At 57.4% G+C, this 18,134-nt stretch carries 18 protein-coding genes and 1 riboswitch; of the genes, 10 read left to right on the top strand and 8 right to left on the bottom strand.

Annotated features, from left to right (window positions below; all coding sequences use genetic code 11):
- Positions 1-43 precede the first annotated feature (43 nt).
- A riboswitch (FMN riboswitch) is annotated at positions 44-178 on the bottom strand.
- A gap of 134 nt (positions 179-312) precedes the next feature.
- The gene (locus QNI81_RS11520; protein WP_283967884.1) at positions 313-2,484 is read right to left on the bottom strand and encodes an esterase-like activity of phytase family protein; all 2,172 of its coding nucleotides are present in this window, start codon (positions 2,482-2,484) and stop codon (positions 313-315) included.
- Positions 2,485-2,521: 37 nt separating this feature from the next.
- On the opposite strand from QNI81_RS11520, the gene QNI81_RS11515 reads away from it, so the two are divergent.
- Positions 2,522-3,085 (top strand): globin domain-containing protein, encoded by a 564-nt coding sequence (locus QNI81_RS11515; protein WP_283966582.1) that lies wholly within the window; start codon positions 2,522-2,524, stop codon positions 3,083-3,085.
- Positions 3,086-3,095: 10 nt separating this feature from the next.
- Here the strand turns inward: QNI81_RS11515 and QNI81_RS11510 are convergent, their stop codons facing one another.
- Positions 3,096-4,568, bottom strand: a complete 1,473-nt coding sequence (locus tag QNI81_RS11510; protein WP_283966581.1) for an NAD-dependent succinate-semialdehyde dehydrogenase — start codon at positions 4,566-4,568, stop codon at positions 3,096-3,098.
- Between the two features lie 103 nt (positions 4,569-4,671).
- Between QNI81_RS11510 and QNI81_RS11505 the strand changes: the two genes are divergently transcribed.
- On the top strand, positions 4,672-5,457 hold the full coding sequence (locus QNI81_RS11505; protein ID WP_065324206.1) for a hormone-sensitive lipase: 786 nt from the start codon (positions 4,672-4,674) through the stop codon (positions 5,455-5,457).
- Here the strand turns inward: QNI81_RS11505 and QNI81_RS11500 are convergent, their stop codons facing one another.
- Positions 5,458-5,637 (bottom strand): hypothetical protein, encoded by a 180-nt coding sequence (locus QNI81_RS11500; protein WP_110362607.1) that lies wholly within the window; start codon positions 5,635-5,637, stop codon positions 5,458-5,460. It lies immediately after the preceding gene.
- Between QNI81_RS11500 and QNI81_RS11495 the strand changes: the two genes are divergently transcribed.
- Positions 5,636-6,844: an aminopeptidase P family protein gene (locus QNI81_RS11495; protein WP_283966580.1), complete on the top strand. Its 1,209-nt coding sequence runs from the start codon at positions 5,636-5,638 to the stop codon at positions 6,842-6,844. The two genes, QNI81_RS11500 and QNI81_RS11495, sit on opposite strands and share 2 nt — an antisense overlap.
- Before the next feature lie 168 nt (positions 6,845-7,012).
- The gene (locus tag QNI81_RS11490) at positions 7,013-7,654 is read left to right on the top strand and encodes a DUF1523 family protein (RefSeq protein ID WP_009177472.1); all 642 of its coding nucleotides are present in this window, start codon (positions 7,013-7,015) and stop codon (positions 7,652-7,654) included.
- Between the two features lie 32 nt (positions 7,655-7,686).
- Here the strand turns inward: QNI81_RS11490 and QNI81_RS11485 are convergent, their stop codons facing one another.
- Positions 7,687-9,264: a DUF5928 domain-containing protein gene (locus QNI81_RS11485; protein WP_283966579.1), complete on the bottom strand. Its 1,578-nt coding sequence runs from the start codon at positions 9,262-9,264 to the stop codon at positions 7,687-7,689.
- 138 nt (positions 9,265-9,402) lie between these two features.
- On the opposite strand from QNI81_RS11485, the gene QNI81_RS11480 reads away from it, so the two are divergent.
- Positions 9,403-10,221 (top strand): sulfotransferase family protein, encoded by an 819-nt coding sequence (locus QNI81_RS11480; protein WP_225261677.1) that lies wholly within the window; start codon positions 9,403-9,405, stop codon positions 10,219-10,221.
- Between the two features lie 236 nt (positions 10,222-10,457).
- Here the strand turns inward: QNI81_RS11480 and ilvD are convergent, their stop codons facing one another.
- Positions 10,458-12,302: a dihydroxy-acid dehydratase gene (ilvD, locus tag QNI81_RS11475; RefSeq protein WP_283966578.1), complete on the bottom strand. Its 1,845-nt coding sequence runs from the start codon at positions 12,300-12,302 to the stop codon at positions 10,458-10,460.
- A gap of 125 nt (positions 12,303-12,427) precedes the next feature.
- Positions 12,428-13,618 (bottom strand): benzoate/H(+) symporter BenE family transporter, encoded by a 1,191-nt coding sequence (locus QNI81_RS11470; protein WP_283966577.1) that lies wholly within the window; start codon positions 13,616-13,618, stop codon positions 12,428-12,430.
- A gap of 142 nt (positions 13,619-13,760) precedes the next feature.
- Between QNI81_RS11470 and QNI81_RS11465 the strand changes: the two genes are divergently transcribed.
- The 5 genes from QNI81_RS11465 to QNI81_RS11445 all read left to right on the top strand — a co-directional run bounded on the left by QNI81_RS11465 (position 13,761) and on the right by QNI81_RS11445 (position 16,528).
- Positions 13,761-14,324: a helix-turn-helix domain-containing protein gene (locus QNI81_RS11465; RefSeq protein ID WP_065328643.1), complete on the top strand. Its 564-nt coding sequence runs from the start codon at positions 13,761-13,763 to the stop codon at positions 14,322-14,324.
- Between the two features lie 75 nt (positions 14,325-14,399).
- Positions 14,400-15,263, top strand: coding sequence for a DMT family transporter (locus QNI81_RS11460; protein ID WP_283966576.1), 864 nt, complete (start codon positions 14,400-14,402; stop codon positions 15,261-15,263).
- Between the two features lie 97 nt (positions 15,264-15,360).
- On the top strand, positions 15,361-15,837 hold the full coding sequence (smpB, locus tag QNI81_RS11455) for an SsrA-binding protein SmpB (protein ID WP_005644169.1): 477 nt from the start codon (positions 15,361-15,363) through the stop codon (positions 15,835-15,837).
- A gap of 128 nt (positions 15,838-15,965) precedes the next feature.
- Positions 15,966-16,337, top strand: coding sequence for a hypothetical protein (locus QNI81_RS11450; RefSeq protein ID WP_009177428.1), 372 nt, complete (start codon positions 15,966-15,968; stop codon positions 16,335-16,337).
- A complete protein-coding gene (locus QNI81_RS11445; RefSeq protein ID WP_005644176.1) occupies positions 16,334-16,528 on the top strand; it encodes a helix-turn-helix transcriptional regulator in 195 nt (64 codons plus the stop codon). The genes QNI81_RS11450 and QNI81_RS11445 overlap by 4 nt, the downstream gene beginning before the upstream one ends.
- Before the next feature lie 66 nt (positions 16,529-16,594).
- On the opposite strand, the gene QNI81_RS11440 is transcribed toward QNI81_RS11445, so the two are convergent.
- Positions 16,595-17,185 (bottom strand): MlaC/ttg2D family ABC transporter substrate-binding protein, encoded by a 591-nt coding sequence (locus QNI81_RS11440; protein ID WP_005644179.1) that lies wholly within the window; start codon positions 17,183-17,185, stop codon positions 16,595-16,597.
- 3 nt (positions 17,186-17,188) lie between these two features.
- The gene (locus QNI81_RS11435) at positions 17,189-17,950 is read right to left on the bottom strand and encodes an MlaA family lipoprotein (RefSeq protein WP_065321032.1); all 762 of its coding nucleotides are present in this window, start codon (positions 17,948-17,950) and stop codon (positions 17,189-17,191) included.
- Positions 17,951-18,134: the final 184 nt, after the last annotated feature.

Genomic DNA, 18,134 nt, shown 5'->3' with positions numbered 1-18,134 from the left:
AACAGACCCGGTGCCGCCTCCAGATTGGGGGCGGTGCGGGGCTCTCCATTCTCTTCCATCCGGACTATGACCGTCGGCCCCGGAATTGCGCCGGGTCTGCTGACACCTTTGCAAAAGCAAAGGCCGCTCGTGGGCTGTGACCACCGGTAGGGAATTTCACCCTGCCCTGAGAATATCACCTCACTCTCATGAGGTGACAAAGACATAGCCAAGCTGACCGGCAAAGAAAAGCATCCCGTGCATAACGTGAAAGAGGCCCCCGTTTGGAGGCCTCTTTGCGTGGTCGGTATGTCGGCTGGATGAGCGAGCGGGTTACTCGACCTTGAAGGACCAGAACATGGTCTCGCCAGAGCTGTCATCGACGCCGTCGTTGTCGGTGGCAACCCATGCGGTGCCATCCGCCATGATGGCCAGGCCTTCGACCTTATCGAGGACATAACCGCCGGTGGATTTCAGATCGGGCAGCAGGTCGCGGACCTCTTCCTTGGTCACGACAGGCAACTCGCCACCGAGCGGAGCCGGGGTCATTTCAGACAGGGCAACGCGGTAGATCTTCTTTGTGACCGCGCGATCATCATGCTGGTTGTCACGTTCGATGACATAGACATGGTCGCCATGTGCCACGATCTCGGACAAGCCGACCCAGCCGGTTGCAGGCTCTGCCTTGGGATAGTGCACGGCGCCCCACTCCTTGGTTTCCAGGTTGTAGGACACCAGTTTTACAAGGTTTTTGGGGTCGTCTTTCCACTCGCGCTGCACCGGCATCCAGAGTGTGTCGCCAACCTTGGTGATGCCTTCGAACCCAAAGCGCTTTTCCACCGCTTGCAGTTCTGCCGGGATGGTGATCTCGCCCTTGTTGGTCTTGATCAGACCATCAGCGCTGACGTGATAGATCGCATGTGGAATGGCACGCTCCGTGCGGCCTTCGGAGGCCACGTAAAAGCCGCCCTTGCCGTCCAGTGTGATGCCTTCGAGGTCAAGCTTTTGAGCCGCATCGCCATTGGCGCGATGAATGCGGATCACATCGGTGATGCGTGCCGGCGTCTGTGACGGGTCGATTTTAAAGATGGAGGGCTGGAAGCCATAGAAGCTGTCGTTCACAGCCCAGATCATCCCGTCTTCATCCGCGACCATGCCCGAAATTGCACCCCAGCCGATCAATTCATCTGCGCCCGCAGAGGTCAGATGCGGATAGACCGGCGCGCCATCCTGACGTTCGAACAGCATCACATGCGCCCGCGCGCCGCCGTCCTCGATCAGGTCTGCCTCGTTGGCGGAGACCAGCAGGCCGCGCTCCGGAATGGTGACATAGCCCTCGGGACCGGTGCCCGACGGCAGCAGCTGGGTCAGAACCGGGTTGGCCGGGTCGGTCACGTCATAGACCCCCACGACCGAGGCTCGCTCAGCCCCGACAAAGACATAGGGCGTGCCGTCGAATTCGGCGAAGGTCACGGATTCAGGTTCCACGCCTTTGGCATCGGACCGTTTGTCCGGATAGTGGCCGATCTGAATGATGGCATGTTCAAAATCGACGCCGGAATCGTACACGAGCGTGCCATCTTTGTTGAAGATGCTCCAGCCACGCGAGCCGCCGTTGTAATCGCCTTCGTTGGCGATGGCGAAATGCTCATCATCAATCCATGTCACCGCATCGGGTTCGCGCAGGCGACCCTGCTGGCTCTCGGTGAAGATCAGCGCGCCACGCTCATCCGTGGCGTCGATCCCGTCGAGGTCAACAGACCCGGCGGAGAAATGGTTCAGGATCTCGCCCTCCTTGGAGACCACAACCAGATGGTTGTTTTCCTGCAAGGTCACGACGGTTTCGCCAAGGCCGTTGATCGACACATACTCGGGCTCGGGATCGGAACCGGCGATGTCGGCCAGCCCGGTCAGGTCGACCATCTTCATGCTGGCACAGTCGAGGCCGTTCTCGGTGGTGTTGACCATCACCAGATTGCCCGCAGGCATTTGCGGGATGACGCCGTCGTTCAGGTCCTCGTCGCGTTCATTCTCGATCGCGATGGACAGGAAGGAACCATCTTTGGCGTTGGCAACAGAGTCCGGCTGACCGCCGAGATCGCAGGAGGCAAGTTCCTTGCCTGTGGCCGTATCAAAGGCCATGAACTGGCCGGAGGGCTGGGTGTAGCTCTCGGAGGTATTGACGCCCACGTAGGCGATGGTGCCGATGACGGCGACAGAGGTCGGTTCACCCGGCAGAGCGATGTTGCCCTTCGGGGTCGGGTTGGCGGCGTCGGTAATGTCGACCAGGCCAAGCACGCCCAGCGGGCTGTCGGTATAGACCAGTGTCATGCCATCTGCAGTGACGTCGATGATCTCTGGCGAGCTTTCGCGGGTTTGGTCTTCGCCTTCGGCCATGTTCTTGATGACGGGGAAGGACGCGATCCGGTTAAAGGATTTCTCAGCCTGCGCAAAACCAGCGGTCAGCGCGAGGGCAGAAGTCAGGCACACAAGGCGCAAGGACATCGGCAGCTCCTGTTGGAATTGTTGCAATGCCTTGGCCATGCCGATCCTGTGCAAAGTATTTGCGACGGTTTTCTGTAAATTTAATGACGCATGCATAAGTCCGCATTTACGAAGTTTCGGTACTGTTCCTGACAATACGCTGCAAAAACCAACTCTGCCGGGGTGTGCAATGGGGATAGCCATACTGCATCAGATTGATGCTCAACTGGTAAAAGGAAGCTTCAGGCAGGTTTTTGCGCGCAAGGCTGCGCTCACGGACAAATTCTACGAGTACCTGTTTCTGGAAATGCCTGACACCAAGGCCATGTTCACCGGTGACTTCTCTCATCAGAAAGAGATGTTTGCCAGCGTGCTGGCAACGGGTGTGCGCAGTCTTGGTCAAGACGCGGAATTGTTAGCGCTGATTGATCGCTTACTGCTGCGACACAGGCATCTGGGCCTGACCTCTGGGCATATGTATATGGCGCAAAGGGCGCTGCTGTTGGCGTTTCGCGAGGTGATGGGGCCGCATTTAACCGCAGCCGAGGCGTCTGCATGGGGGGCGGCGATCCGCCGTCTCTGTCAGACGCTGGCGGCGGGGATAGACACCCCCGCCACCTGAATACCTGTCCTCAGACGGACATGCAGAGGTATTTCATCTCGAGATAATCCTCGATGCCGTGGTGGCTGCCCTCACGTCCCAAGCCGGATTGTTTAACGCCACCGAAGGGTGCCATTTCAGTTGAGATGATCCCGGTGTTGATACCGACTATGCCATATTCCAGCGCCTCTGCGACCTTGTACACGCGGCTCAGATCCTTGGCGTAGAAATAGGATGCGAGGCCAAAGATGGTGTCATTTGCCATCTCAATCACCTCGTCTTCGGTCTCAAACTTAAAGAGCGGTGCAAGCGGGCCAAATGTCTCGTCCTGAGCGAAGGCCATTTCTGGTGTTGCTCCGGTTACGATGGTCGGCTCAAAGAAAGTTCCGCCGAGCTCGGATGGATTGCCGCCAAGGATCACCTCAGCGCCCTTGTCCTTGGCATCCGCGATATGATCCTCGACTTTTTTGACCGCGGCGTCAGAGATCAGCGGGCCGAAATGGATGCCATCTTCAAGACCGTCACCGACCTTCATGGCGGCAACTTTTTCTTTCAGCTTGGCCGCAAAGGCATCATAGATCCCTGCCTGCACGTAGATCCGGTTGGCGCAGACGCAGGTTTGGCCGTTGTTGCGGAATTTGCACATAATCGCGCCTTCGACTGCCGCGTCGAGGTCGGCGTCGTCAAAGACGATAAAGGGTGCGTTGCCGCCCAACTCCATCGAACATTTCATCACCTGATCTGCAGCCTGCCGCAGCAGAATACGACCGACATTGGTGGAGCCAGTGAACGTCAGCTTGCGCACAATCGGGTTTTCGCAGAATTCCTTGCCAATGCCCGATGCATCGGATGCGGGAATGACATTGAACACACCTGCGGGGATGCCAGCACGCTCTGCCAAGACCGCCAGCGCTGTTGCCGAGAGCGGTGTCTCGGACGCGGGACGCGCCACAAAGGCACACCCTGCGGCAAGCGCTGGGCCAGCCTTGCGAGTGATCATGGCATTGGGAAAATTCCATGGTGTGATAGAGGCCGCAACGCCAATCGGCTGCTTGATGACCGTGATGCGTTTGTCACGTTGGTGGCCGGGAATGGTCTCGCCGTAGACTCGCTTGGCTTCTTCGGCAAAGAACTCGATGAAGGACGCGCCATAAGCGATTTCACCGCGCGCCTCGGCCAGAGGTTTTCCCATCTCCGCAGTCAGGATTACGGCGAGGTCTTCTTGGTGCTCCATCATCAGATCAAACCATTTGCGCAGAACGCCCGCGCGCTCTTTGCCGGTCCATTTCGCCCACTCTTTCTGGGCCGTATTGGCGGCTGCAATCGCCTCGCGGGCCTGCATGCGGCTTACGTCCGCCACCTGCGCGATCACGTCACCACGTGCCGGGTTTGCCACTGCGAAAGTGCCCTCGCCAGCCACGAAGGCGCCGTTGATATAGGCACGCTCTTCCAGAAGGCTTGGATCCTTTAGAAGGGATTTCAGATCAGTTGTTGCGTCGAGCATGGGTTCCTCCGCAGATTCAGGTCTCGCAAATCAAAAGCAGTTGCGCCTAATGTTGTCCAGTGACAGCGATAAGTCTAGAAAATTAACACGTTAAGGGAATGTTATGGAACTCGACGACGCCTATGCAAACGGAGCCTATATCGAAGGAGCCGCAGACTACCCCCCGCGCTGGGCGGCCTCAGCCGAAGATTTCCGCAATAGCCTGCAAGAGCGGGCGCGACTAGACATCGCTTACGGCACGGGAGCGCGTCATAAATTCGATTTGTTCCTGCCAGAAGGCGAGCCTGTGGGGGTCTTCGTTTTTGTGCATGGCGGCTATTGGCTTGCCTTTGATAAATCCAGTTGGTCGCATCTTGCTGTCGGTGCGCTCGAGAAGGGCTGGGCGGTGGCGATGCCGTCTTATGATCTTTGCCCGGATGTGCGCATTCCTGAGATCACGCAACAGATCGCGCAGGCGGTTCAGGCAGCGGCCAAAGAAATCGATGGCCCGATTGTGCTGGCAGGGCATTCGGCGGGCGGACATCTGGTTGCACGGATGCTCGATAAGTCAGTCCTGCCTGAGGCGGTCGGGAGCCGGATTCGAACCGTCGTGCCCATTTCGCCATTGTCGGATTTACGACCTTTGCTGCGCACCTCAATGAACGAGAAGTTCAAGATGGATGCGGAAGAAGCCGCAGCTGAGAGCCCGGTAGAGATGCAAGACCGCTATGAGGCCAATGTGACGGTCTGGGTTGGTGGGGCGGAACGGCCTGCCTTCCTTGATCAGGCGATCTGGCTGGTGGAGGCATGGGAAGCGGATCACGTCATTGCCTTTGAAAAACACCATTTCAACGTGATTGAACCGCTCGCAGATCCTGAGAGCGATCTCGTCGCGGTGATTACGGGCTAATCATATGCCCTGCCCGGACCGTCGTTCGGGCAGGCCAAAAACACCTTGCCGCATCGGTGATTTCATCCCATCATCGGTGCGGAACCAGCGATGGCGTCGCGCGTGGGGTGACCACGGGTTCCACATTCCGAACAACATCCTGAACGCCGGGATCTTCTTGTCAAAAGGAGGGTCCAGCATGACTGCTCGTCCTGAAATGTATCGCTTTCACAATGGTGAGAAAGCGCCGCTGCAATTTGCCGTGGCGGAGTATGAAGCACGCATCGCGCATCTGCGCAGTATCATGTCTGAACTGGGAGTAGAGGCTGCGGTTTTTACGTCCATGCATAATATTTCCTACTACTCGGGCTTTACCTATTGTTCCTTCGGGCGGCCCTATGGGCTGGTTGTGACGGCGGATCAGGCGGTAACCATCAGTGCCGGAATTGACGCGGGCCAACCCTGGCGGCGGTCGTTTTGCGACAACATCACCTATACTGACTGGCAGCGAGAGAACTTCTGGCGCGCGATCCTGTCGGTGACGGGTGCCGCGCAAGTGGTGGGATATGAAAGTGACCATCTCACACTGCTTCAACGTGGTAAGCTGGAGCACTTCCTTTCTCCCAAGCAGACTGTCGATCTCTATGAAGCCACTATGCAGCAGCGGATGCACAAGTCTCTGGCCGAGCTGGAAATTATCCGGGCCGGGGCGGCTGTTGCTGATGTGGGTGGGTTTGCCATTCGCGATGCGGTTAAAGCGGGCGTGCGCGAGATTGACGTGGCCATGGCGGGCCGGGACGCGATGGAGATGGAAATCGCCAAACGGTTTCCAGACGCCGAGTATCGCGACACATGGGTGTGGTTCCAGTCTGGTTTGAACACCGATGGCGCACATAATCCGGTGACAGCACGTCAGTTGCTGCGCGGCGATATCCTGTCGCTGAACACCTTCCCCATGATCTCTGGGTACTACACCGCATTGGAGCGGACGATGTTTGTTCAGGAAGTCGATCCTGACAGCCTGAAGATCTGGGAAGCCAATGTCGCGGCCCATGAATACGGCATGTCACTGCTGAAGCCAGGGGCGAGCTGCGCTGAGATCACCAATTCTATCAACCGTTTCTTCGAGGAGCGCGACCTCTTGCAACACCGCACATTCGGCTATGGGCATTCTTTTGGTGTTCTGTCGCATTACTACGGTCGCGAAGCTGGGCTGGAACTGCGTGAAGATATCGACACGGTGCTGGAGCCCGGCATGGTGATCTCGATGGAGCCGATGTTGACAATTGCCGCAGACCAGCCCGGTGCTGGTGGCTACCGTGAGCACGACATTCTCATCATCACCGAAGATGGCAATGAGAACATCACGAAATACCCCTATGGCCCTGAATTTAACGTTGTCGGCTGACCAGCGATAAAACCCTTGACCGGCCCGCGTATGACTTGCATCCAGCGCGGGCCGGTGCGCAACTGGGGTTTCACCCCCGGCACCGCGAATAATTCGCCCTATGTCATTGTTTCGGGAGGCCGGATGCCCGACATTGGATAGAGTGGCTCAGCGTGTGAAGGGGGCGAAATGGCCTATGTGAAGTGGATTTTCATTCTGATCTTCTGGCTCTTTGTCGGAGGCTTCCTGCACTACACGTTGCCGCAATATGACGTGGTCCGCATCGTTAACACCTATGAAGAGCGCAAAGAGCTTGGTGATTGGACGCGGATGTTCTGGTCGACCCCGGACACCCAGAGCAGTGGCCTGTCCAATCGGGATGTTCAGTTCATTCAGGCCGTGCGCCCCAATGGCAAAGCGATCGTGTATCGCAATGAAGACACCGGCTGGAACTGGCCGCCCTATTTCAAGTTCGACACTGCGAACCTCTATACTGAGGCCAATGATGCGATTTCTACCAAGGATGACCCGGAATGGGTGCGTATCATGCATTATGGCTGGCGCAGCGAGTTGCTTTCGTCCTTTCCGAATGCGGTATCCATCTCTGCTGCGGCAGGGCCGGATGACAAGCCGATCAACTGGATTTCCATCACCATACTTGTGTTGCTAGCAGCAATCTTCTGGGCCATTTTCGTGCGCCTGCGCCGCTTCAAACGCAACCGTCTGGACCCGATGTTTGAAAATGTTGAGGATGGGTTCTATGCAGCCGGAGACGCCATTGACGACCGCACGCGCGGCGTGCGGCGCTGGTTTGGGCGTAAATCCAAATAGCCCCTTGGCGCTCTGCCTTATGTGGTGAGTGCTCAATCAGCAAACAGATGTGGCGTGCGCACGACCTCAAAAGCGGTATCCATCGGCACGTCGAGAAACTGTGCAACCGCGCTTGCGTTGTCTTTTTCAAAGGCGCGCTCGGCCACCGCCCAGTGACGCTCAAAGCCGGCATCCCGGATCTGGTCGACCTCATTGCTGATATCGTTGCGGATCGCGGGCAGCAGTCGCTCCAGCGTGGCTTTGGCCGCATGTTCCCCCGCAAGTCCCACCCTATGCGCGTGTCCGATCAGATAGTCATCGGCGAACTCACACTCGATCCGCAACAGGCGCGTGTGTGAGCGATCAGAGAAAAAGTCATGCATCAGATCCAGTGCGGATGGATCCAGACAGATGATCATGCGATCTGTTTCAAAGTAGTCAAACAACATGCGCACCAAAGCGCGCCGATGCCGGGTGCGTTTGGCCAACGTGCGCTGGATGCCACCAAGATCAGGAAGCGGCGTGCTCTCCTCGTGAAAGAGGTACTCAATCGCTGGGGTGTTGGTAAGTTTTCGGATTTGCTCCAGCATGCGTTTGGCAACGTGCCATTTCTTGCAAGTGAGGATCAGCAATTCCCGCTCGCGTCCCAAACTGCTCTCTGTTTCCCAGAACCGCGAGGCAAAGCGCTGCCCCGTGCGGCCGCGTTCTGACAGGAATTTATAAAGGTTGCGCCCCTCATTGGAGATCTTGAACTCTACATCGCGCGCGGCATAAAGGCGCCCGAGGCGGGTTTTGAGTTCTTTTGCATCCGGGCTGATCTTACGCGCGAACAGGAAATCCTGTCCCAAGAGCAGATCGTAGTGATCATTATAGAAGGTCACCGGCATGCCGTAGTCGCTGAACATCAAAAACGTCAGCGTCCGGCATTCTATTTCGTTCTCTGGGATCAGGTGACGGACAAGGGTTTGAAAAAATGTCTCGTCAGGGATCCACGTGGTGGAGAAAAACCGCATCACATCCCGGCGCTTACGCGTCATGGACAGAACCGCCTCAACGGTGCGACGACGCAAGCACCACCATTGACTGCCGATCTGAACCTGAATGTCATTGGGAACATCGCGCGTCAGGTTCAGCTTCTTCTGTAGCTCATAGGATGCATAAAACAGTTGTTTTTGCGTGCGTTCGTTGAAGTAATGGCGATAGATCAGCCGGTCGTCTTTCATACCAGTCTTGATCCAGTCGCTTTCAAAGAAATCAAAGCTTTCGATGAAGTCTTTGTCATGTTGGTCAAGAAACGCACGCGCATATTCGGCGGTCTTGATGGCCATGCAGTCACCGGACAACATGTAAAAATGTGTCGCACGCGGGAATTCGTCCACTGCGGCCTGCAATGCGTTGAGCGTGGCGCGCACCAGTGACCATTCCCCCCACCCACATTTCACCCGACGCTTTGCGAAGGTCACATTGGGATTGTCACAAAGCGCAGCACGTATGGTGCGGAAATCGCGTGCTTTGGCGCGGGCATCAAAGTGGATTGCCATGAAATCGCCAGTCGCAGTCAGCCGGTTGGCCTGCTGAATGATGGCCTCCGGATCCTTGTGGCAGAGCAGAATATAGGCGATTTTTGCCATAGTTGGGATGCAATAGCCTGTTTTATCGAACTGTTTCCTTGATAAAGTGGAACTAGGACTGAATAAACCAGATTGTTCTGCATTTACGAACAGATCGGGCATTCTTGCCCCAAGAGAGACGCAGGGGACGTTTAAGAGATGGGATTTCCGGGCACTTGGATGACCGAGAGCGAGAGCGTGGTGTACCGCGTGGTGCCAAAATGCGCGTGCTCTACTATCGGCCAGATCATGTTCTATTCAGACCACGGGCGCTTTTTTGATGGGGATATCCACGACTCGACTGCCGGGTTGCACAAGTGGGCGCAAGAGGAAAGCAAGCCTCTGATCCAGTCTAATGTGACATCTCACAGCGCCTATGCCTTCACCTGCGTGCGGAACCCCTACACGCGGATACTCAGTTCGTTTTTCGACAAGATTTGCGGAATTCAACGCAATGGGCGGCGCTACCGCGGTAATTTGGTGCCCCAGCTGGTCTATGAATACGGGATCGAGGTGGGTGGCGAAGATGGCAAGCAAGAGTTTGACCAAATCAAGAGCTTTCGCCGTTTCCTGCTTTTTGCACGCGATACCATTCGCTGGCGCCGACCGATGGATCCGGACATCCACTGGTCTGCGGCGTCGGGTCATGTGTCGACGTTCATTGTGAACGGCGGGCGCTACGACAAGGTGGTGTGGACAGAGAACTTCAACGACGGCATGCAGGATGTGCTCGATGCGATTGAGACGCCGCATAAGGTAGATCTGGCGTCGATCCCGCGTTTTAATGAGAGTGAGGGTCACGGGCCGAAACGGGCCCATCCGGTCGAGGACTACTTTGACGATCTGTCGATGCATCTGGTTTATGAGATCTACAAGCGTGACTTTGAGGTTTTCAAATATGATTTTGAGAACCCAGCCAATAAAATGCCCATCGGTGAGATCGACCTTGATGAGCTGCACGCCAAACTGGGCGATTGATTAAAGTCTCAGAGGCGGGGGAGCTCCCGCCCGTCCTGCGATCATTGAAATGATCTGGTCCAGTTGGGCCCGGCGCCGGGCTGACGCCCGGCGTGCGCTTTGTGGCAACGCGACGCTGTTGCAGATCAAGCGGGGTGCTGATCTCGCACGGGCAGCGCAGGGGCGGCAGCCCAAATCAATAAGGCCCCTACGCGGAGATCGCGAGGGGCCTTTTGTGTAGCATCAAAGGGGCGTGCTTACTCGTCTTCGGGCACCTGACGTACCGCACCTTTGGCGGCCGAGGTGGCAAGCATCGCATAGGCTTTGAGCGCCGTTGACACCTTGCGCTTGCGCTTCGCTTCGGGCTTCCAGCCTTTTTCATCCTGCGCGGCACGGCGCGCGGCCAGAGTGGCCTCATCCACCGCCAGATGGATCGAACGGTTAGGGATGTCGATTTCAATGGTGTCGCCATGCTCGACCAGACCGATGGTGCCGCCTTCGGCAGCTTCTGGCGAGACATGTCCGATCGAGAGGCCGGAGGTGCCGCCTGAGAAGCGCCCATCCGTGAGCAAGGCGCATTCTTTGCCGAGCCCTTTGGATTTCAGGTAGGAGGTCGGGTAGAGCATCTCCTGCATGCCCGGTCCGCCGCGCGGCCCCTCGTAGCGGATCACCACCACGTCGCCTGCGCTGACCTTGCCGGTCAGGATGTCATTGACCGCCTGATCCTGACTTTCGCAGACATAGGCGGTGCCGGTGAATTTCAGGATTGAGGCATCCACACCGGCGGTTTTCACGATACAGCCATCCAGCGCGATGTTGCCGAACAGCACGGCAAGACCACCGTCCTGACTGAAGGCATGTTCTTTGGCGCGGATGACGCCGCCCTTACGGTCGGTGTCGAGGTCCTTGAACCGGTTGGCCTGACTGAAGGCTTGCGTGGTGCGCACACCACCGGGAGCGGCCTTGAACAGCTCTTCGGCCTCCGGGTTGTTGGCGACGGCAATATCCCATTTGGCGATGGCACTGCCCATGGACGGACTGTGCACGGTCGAGACGTCGTTATGCAGCAAATCGGCGCGGCTCAATTCGCCAAGGATCGAGAAGATCCCACCGGCGCGGTGAACGTCCTCCATATGGACGTTCTCAATATTGGGCGCGACCTTGCACAGGCACGGCACCTTGCGGCTGAGGCGGTCGATGTCCTGCATTGTAAAGTCCACCTTGCCCTCGTGTGCAATCGCGAGAAGGTGCAGTACGGTATTGGTGGAACCACCCATGGCGATATCGAGGCTCATGGCGTTCTCGAAAGCCTCGAAGGTGGCGATTTCGCGTGGCAATAACCCCTTTTCGTCATGCTCATAGTGGCGTTTGGTGATCTCGACGATCTTGCGCCCGGCCTCAAGGAACAGATTTTTCCGGTCCGCGTGAGTTGCCAGTGTGGAGCCATTGCCTGGTAGCGCCAGACCCAGAGCCTCAGCCAGGCAGTTCATCGAGTTCGCGGTGAACATGCCCGAGCAGGAGCCGCAGGTGGGGCAGGCGTTTTCCTCGATATGCAGCACCTCTTCGTCGGTGAGCTTGTCGCTGGCGGCGGCCACCATTGCATCGACGAGGTCGACCTTTTTCGCATCAAGGGATTCGATGTCGATTTTGCCCGCTTCCATCGGGCCACCGGAGACGAAGATCACCGGAATGTTGAGGCGCATAGCCGCCATCATCATGCCCGGCGTGATCTTGTCGCAGTTGGAGATGCAGACCATCGCGTCGGCGCAATGGGCGTTGACCATATACTCCACGCTGTCGGCAATCACCTCGCGGGAGGGCAGCGAGTAGAGCATCCCATCGTGGCCCATGGCGATGCCGTCATCGACCGCGATGGTGTTGAATTCCTTGGCCACACCGCCTGCGGATTCGACTTCGCGGGCCACCATCTGGCCGAGATCCTTGAGGTGGACGTGGCCGGGCACGAACTGGGTGAACGAGTTCACGATCGCGATGATCGGCTTGCCAAAGTCGCTTTCGGTCATGCCGGTGGCGCGCCAGAGGCCGCGTGCGCCCGCCATATTGCGACCGTGGGTGGAGGTTCTTGATCGGTACATCGGCATAATGCTGGTTCCCTATATTTTTGCCCACAGGGACACTATTCGCGCAGTAAAGGCAACATGTCGGGGCGGGTTGTGGTCACGAAATTGCTCTTGAGGCTGGGATTTCGTGGATTTGCGAAAGATGGTCAGGGTGCGGGGCGGGCGCGTACGGGTTGAGGTTTGGATGGATTGAACAGGTAATTCACGGCAAGCCCCATCAGCAAGGCCCAGAACGGAGCACCAATTCCAAAGAAACTGACACCCGAGACGGTCATCATGAAGGTGATCAGAGCCGCCTCGCGTCCCCGGCTGTCTGACAGCGCAGCGGAGAGGCTGTTGCCGATGGTGGACAAGAGCGCAAGCCCCGCCACCGTGGCGATCAACGCTTTGGGCGCGATCAGGAACAGGCTGATGACGGTCGCGCCGCCGAGACCCACGAGGCAGTATAGCACACCTGCAACGACGCTGGAGAGATAGCGGTTCTTGGGGTCATCATCCGCCTCCGGCCCGGCACAGATCGCGGCGGTGATGGCGGCGAGGTTGAAAGCAAAGCCGCCAAAGGGTGCAAGGATCAGCGAGGCCAGCCCGGTGACGGTCAGACTGGCGGACACCGGCGGCGTGTAGCCTGCGCCTCGCAAGGTCACCACGCCGGGCATGTTCTGCGAGCACATGGTGACGATATAGAGAGGCAGCCCCACGCCGATAAGAACAGGGAGCGAGAAGGCTGGTGCGACGAATTCCGGCACGCTGATGCTGAGATCAAGGGCCTCCACATCGCCAAACGACCCCGAGAAACCAGCCCAGAGGCAGCCAGCCACCAGCACGGCAGGAATGGTGTAGCGGGGAAACATGACCCGGCCAGCGAGGAAGGTCGCCCCCATGATACCCACCAGGGCCGCATCATCGCCAAGCGCTGCAAAGGCCGAAAGCCCAAATTGGAACAGGATTCCGGCCAGAAGGGCATTGGCCAGCGCGTCCGGTATCAGCCGAGCCAGGCGCTCGAACCAACCGGTGAGACCAGTGAGTGTCAGCAACGCGCCGCAAAACAGAAACGCTCCCACCGCTTCGGAGATCGGAACGCCGTTTAAGCCAGTGGCCAAGAGGGCGGCACCGGGTGTCGACCAGGCGGTGAGGATCGGCATCCGAAACCACAGCGATAGGATCAGACTGGTCAGCCCCATCCCGAGCCCCAAAACCACCAGCCAGCTGTTGGCTTGTGCCTGTGTCGCGCCCACCGCCTCGATGGCCTGAAAGATGATCGCGACGGAACTTGTATAGCCCACTAGCACCACAATCGCCCCCGCAGTGAGATGTGAGAGTTTTAATCTGCTCAGCATGCGGGTTTTCCTCCGGCGGTGGCTGGGGTAGGTGTTGTGCGTTATAGCGCACACTACAATCCGTGCGCTATAACGCACAAGTGTTTTTTGGGAGTGGCTTTCGAGCGGTGGAATATTGGCCACCCGGAGCTGAGGGAGTGGCATGAGCGACGAAAGTATCACGTTGAACTTGCGGGACATTCGCGCATCTGCGGGGTTGAGCCTGTCACGTGCCGCCGAGATCACCGGCGTCAGCAAGGCCATGTTGGGGCAGATCGAGCGTGGCGAATCAAGTCCGACGATTGCCACGCTCTGGAAGATCGCCAAGGGGTTTCACCTACCGCTGACGGCACTGATCGAAGAGAGTACGCGCCCCTCGGGGGTGAGCGGCGAGGTCTATCGCACGGTGCAGTTTCCTGGCAGTATTTCGGTCAAGATCGTCTTTCCCTTTGATCCACAGCTCGGGGCGGAGACGTTTCATGTCAGCCTGAAACCCGGCCAAAGCCATGAATCGCAGCCTCACGACAGCGGGGTCACCGAAGAGGTCTTTGTGCTGGAGGGCAGAATGGAAGTGCTGCGGGGCGGCGATTGGGTTTCATTGGAGCCGGGGCAGGGGCTGAGGTTTGCAGCTGACCAGCCGCATGGATACCGAAGCCTTGAAACCGGTGCGGCCTTCCTGAACATGCATCACTATCGAAACGCGGGTCTGTTCCGCGCGGCAGATTGACGCCGCGGGCTTGTTCTTTGCCTGCTCCAGCGCGTACCACTTGCGTTAAGATCTTTTCTTATCGGGATAATTTATATGGATCGGGACACCCTGCGCGGCAGTCTTTTGATGGCGCTGGCGATGGCTGCTTTTGCAGTTGAGGATATGATCATCAAATCGGTAGCGGGCGCGATGCCAACGGGGCAGGTGCTGATCTTCTTTGGTCTCGGCGGCATGGCGATCTTTGCCGTGGTGGCGCGTGCGCAAGGTTCCACCCTCTGGCATCCGGGGTTTTGCACGCGCCCGCTGTTGTGGCGCTGTGTGGCCGAGGTTTCGGGGCGGTTGTTTTTTACACTGGCGATCGTTCTGGCCCCTCTCTCCTTGGCGTCTGCGATCCTGCAAGCCACGCCATTGGTGGTGACCGCAGGTGCGGTGGTGTTTTTTGGCGAAACCGTTGGCTGGCGGCGCTGGCTTGCGATCTGTCTCGGATTTGTCGGTGTTTTGATGATCCTGCGTCCGGGAATGAGCGGCTTTGAAGCGACCTCATTGTTGGCGGTCGCGGGTATGCTTGGGTTTGCGGGTCGTGATCTGGCGACACGCGCAGCGCCCAAGACCATGAGCAATGCACAATTGGGCATTTTTGGCTTTGCGATGCTGGTGATTGCAGGGGCAATCCTGTTGATCTGGACCGGTGGCGCGGTCTGGCCCACTGCGGGGCAGAGCGGCGCGCTTGCTGCGGCGGTGATTGTGGGCGTGTTGGCCTATATGGCGCTCACTGGCGCGATGCGGACGGGGGAAATTTCCGTCGTGGCTCCGTTTCGCTACACACGTCTGGTGTTTGCCATGGCGCTGGGCGTCATGGTGTTTGGCGAACGCCCGGATCTGATGACAATCCTCGGGTCTGTCGTTGTGGTCGCCAGTGGTATTTTCACGCTGCTAAGAAGCCAGAAGACCGCATGAGAACGGCGATTAATTCTGGCGTTTGCAGCACAGGTTGTCTGCTTTGTGCATCAGGTGATCTTGCACGTGGATGCAGGGCGACTTACATCTGCGCCCCATGGCTCAACAAAAGACAGACCCGAATTACAAAGTCATAGCGGAAAACCGTCGCGCGCGGTTCGACTATGCTATCGAGCAGGATCTCGAATGCGGCATCGTGCTCGAAGGGTCCGAGGTCAAATCCCTGCGTGCGGGTGGCTCCAATATCGCGGAGTCCTATGCTGCGGTCGAGGAGGGAGAGCTTTGGCTCGTGAACTCCTACATTGCGCCCTACGAACAGGCTAAAGTCTTTAAGCATGACGAACGCCGTCGCCGTAAGCTATTGGTGTCGCGCAAGGAAATGGCCAACCTGTGGAATGCGACGCAGCGCAAAGGCATGACGCTTGTGCCGCTGGTTCTGTATTTCAACCATCGCGGTATGGCAAAAATCAAGATCGGCATCGCCAAAGGGAAGAAGAACCATGACAAACGCGAGGCGCAAGCCAAGCGAGATTGGTCACGGCAAAAGCAGCGTTTGCTAAAAGACCACGGCTGACCCCCATACGCCCGCTTCGCAACGCTCGCCACATCGGCGGGCGTTTTGTTTGGTGAGGCCATGTAAAGGATGCTTGACATTGCTTGGCGCCTCACCTCATGTAAAGGGTGTTTTACATGAGGTGAGATATGCTCAAATATGTTTCTCTGCTCTGTCTAGGTTTGATCGCCTATGCAGGGGTTTTGGTGGCAGCGCAGCTGCGTCTGGCGCAGGGCATTGATGACGGCGCGATCGAGGTTCTGCTGTCTGTGCTTCCAATGCTGCCTGCGCTCTTTATTTGTTGGGTGGTGGTGACAGGTATCCGCGACATGGATGAGCTGCAGCGCAAAGTGCAGTTTGAGGCTCTGGCGCTCGCATTTGCGGGCACCGCGCTGATCACGTTTACTTATGGTTTTCTTGAGGGCGCCGGGTTTCCAAAGCTCTCAATGTTCGTAGTCTGGCCGCTGATGGCCGGGCTTTGGGTTATCGGCGTCATGATGGGGCGATTGCGGTACGGATGAAAAACAACATCCAAGAGTTGCGCCAAATAGCGGGTTGGTCGCAAGCGGAGCTGGCCAAGCGGTTGAATGTGTCGCGCCAGACCGTGAATGCGTTAGAGCGCGGACGCTATGACCCCAGCCTGCCGCTTGCCTTTGCCATTGCGCAGTTGTTTGAGCGCCAAATTGAGCAAGTTTTTCAGCCAGATACATAACTCACAATAAAAAACGCCCCGGAGAAGATGTCTCTCTTCCGGGGCGTTTCCAATGCTTGGTAATGATCAGCTGAGCTTTTTCAGGTCCGCGATCATCTTGTCGATGTCCCCACCGTTGCGGTCGATCATCGCGCCAATTTCGGTGCGTTCGGTCAACAGAAGGTTCACGCCTTCGATAAACATATTGAAGAACAGATCTCTGCCGGAGCGGTCCGAGACGTGGAACGTGACCTCGAACGGGGATTGCCCACGCAGGTAGGCCACGCAGGAGACCTCGTACCACTTTTTGACTTTCTTGACGCCAGTGACCTCAAGGCGGCCACCGATGAACTCCCGAAAGCGGCTGCCGTATTTGCGAGCAATGTACCCCTGAAACGCATCGGAGAAGGCACGTTTTTGCGCACTAGAGGCACGCCGTGCATCCACTCCCATCGCGTAGGCCGCGATATAGGAGGTATCGCTGTAGCGCTGGAAGATGCGCTCAAAATCGCCATACATGGAGCGCTCCGACTTGCCGGAGGCGATCACTTTGTTGATGTCGGCAACGAGATTGTTGATTAGAGCCGATGCAGAGCTTTCGTTCAGAGCGAAGGCAGGCAAAGCGGCGACGGATGCGCCAATCGCACCAAGCGAAGCGAGGAATTTACGGCGAATCATGGTTTAGAACCCTCCGGTGTCTAGTTCGAACGGATCGATCTCAGAATTGACGTCTTCCTGCCCCAGCTCAAACCGGCGGTTTTGCAGATAGATCTGTCGGCCCTGCGCGTAGCTGTCTGCGCTCTCGTAGAGAATCGAATCGATCGTGTCGGAATATGTACCGCGATTGCCAAGCTGATCCACGATCTCGGCTGGGATCTGCAGGTCTTCGGCGGGATTGTTCTCAAACTGGCTAAGCGGGTTGGTGAAAAAGTCCACAACGATGCCAACCGCATCGCGCGTGGTGGAGGGGCCGTAGGCAGGCAGTTCTACATAGGCCCCTTCACCGGCACCCCAAATATGCAAGGTCTCGCCAAAGTCAGTGCGTGCTTCTGGCATTTTGAAATCTGACGCCGGATCACCAAGGCCACCGATCCCGAGCACGGTGTTGATCGCAAAACGTCCCAAGGCCTGACCTGCGCCCTTTATATTGCCTTGCAGCAAGTAGTTGACGGCATCTCCCGGTTTGGAGAGGTTCTCGGCGAAATTGCCAAATGCAGTGACCATATCGGGCGGAACGACCGTTACATACCCTTTGGACGCGGGACGGAACGCATAGCGGTCCAGCCCCTTGTTGAACTGGTGAATGGATCGGTTGGTTTTCTCATAGGGATCGAAAATCTCTCCGGCAGCCTTTGCTGCAGGGTCCTGTGTTGCACAGGCCGAGGTCAGGACCGCCACAGAGAGGGTCATCGCGATCACGGGTTTTTTCAACAGGGCAATCATGTCTACCAATTCAGTTCTAACTGGCGCCGGGGGTCACGCTTCCTAGGGTCACTTAGCAATCTCTGTGACACTTCCCAGCCCGCATCACAGCAAAGCCAGATAATGTGACAGATATAGAACAGATTCCAGACACTCTTTGAAAAGAGTTTCCAGACTTTATAAGGGAGCACAGGCGCGCTCTACT

Source organism: Tritonibacter sp. AK171 (assembly GCF_030127025.1).
Classification (GTDB): Bacteria; Pseudomonadota; Alphaproteobacteria; order Rhodobacterales; family Rhodobacteraceae; genus Epibacterium; species Epibacterium mobile.
The sequence above is the reverse complement of the archived record's forward strand: the minus strand, read 5'-3'. Positions and strand labels throughout refer to the sequence as shown.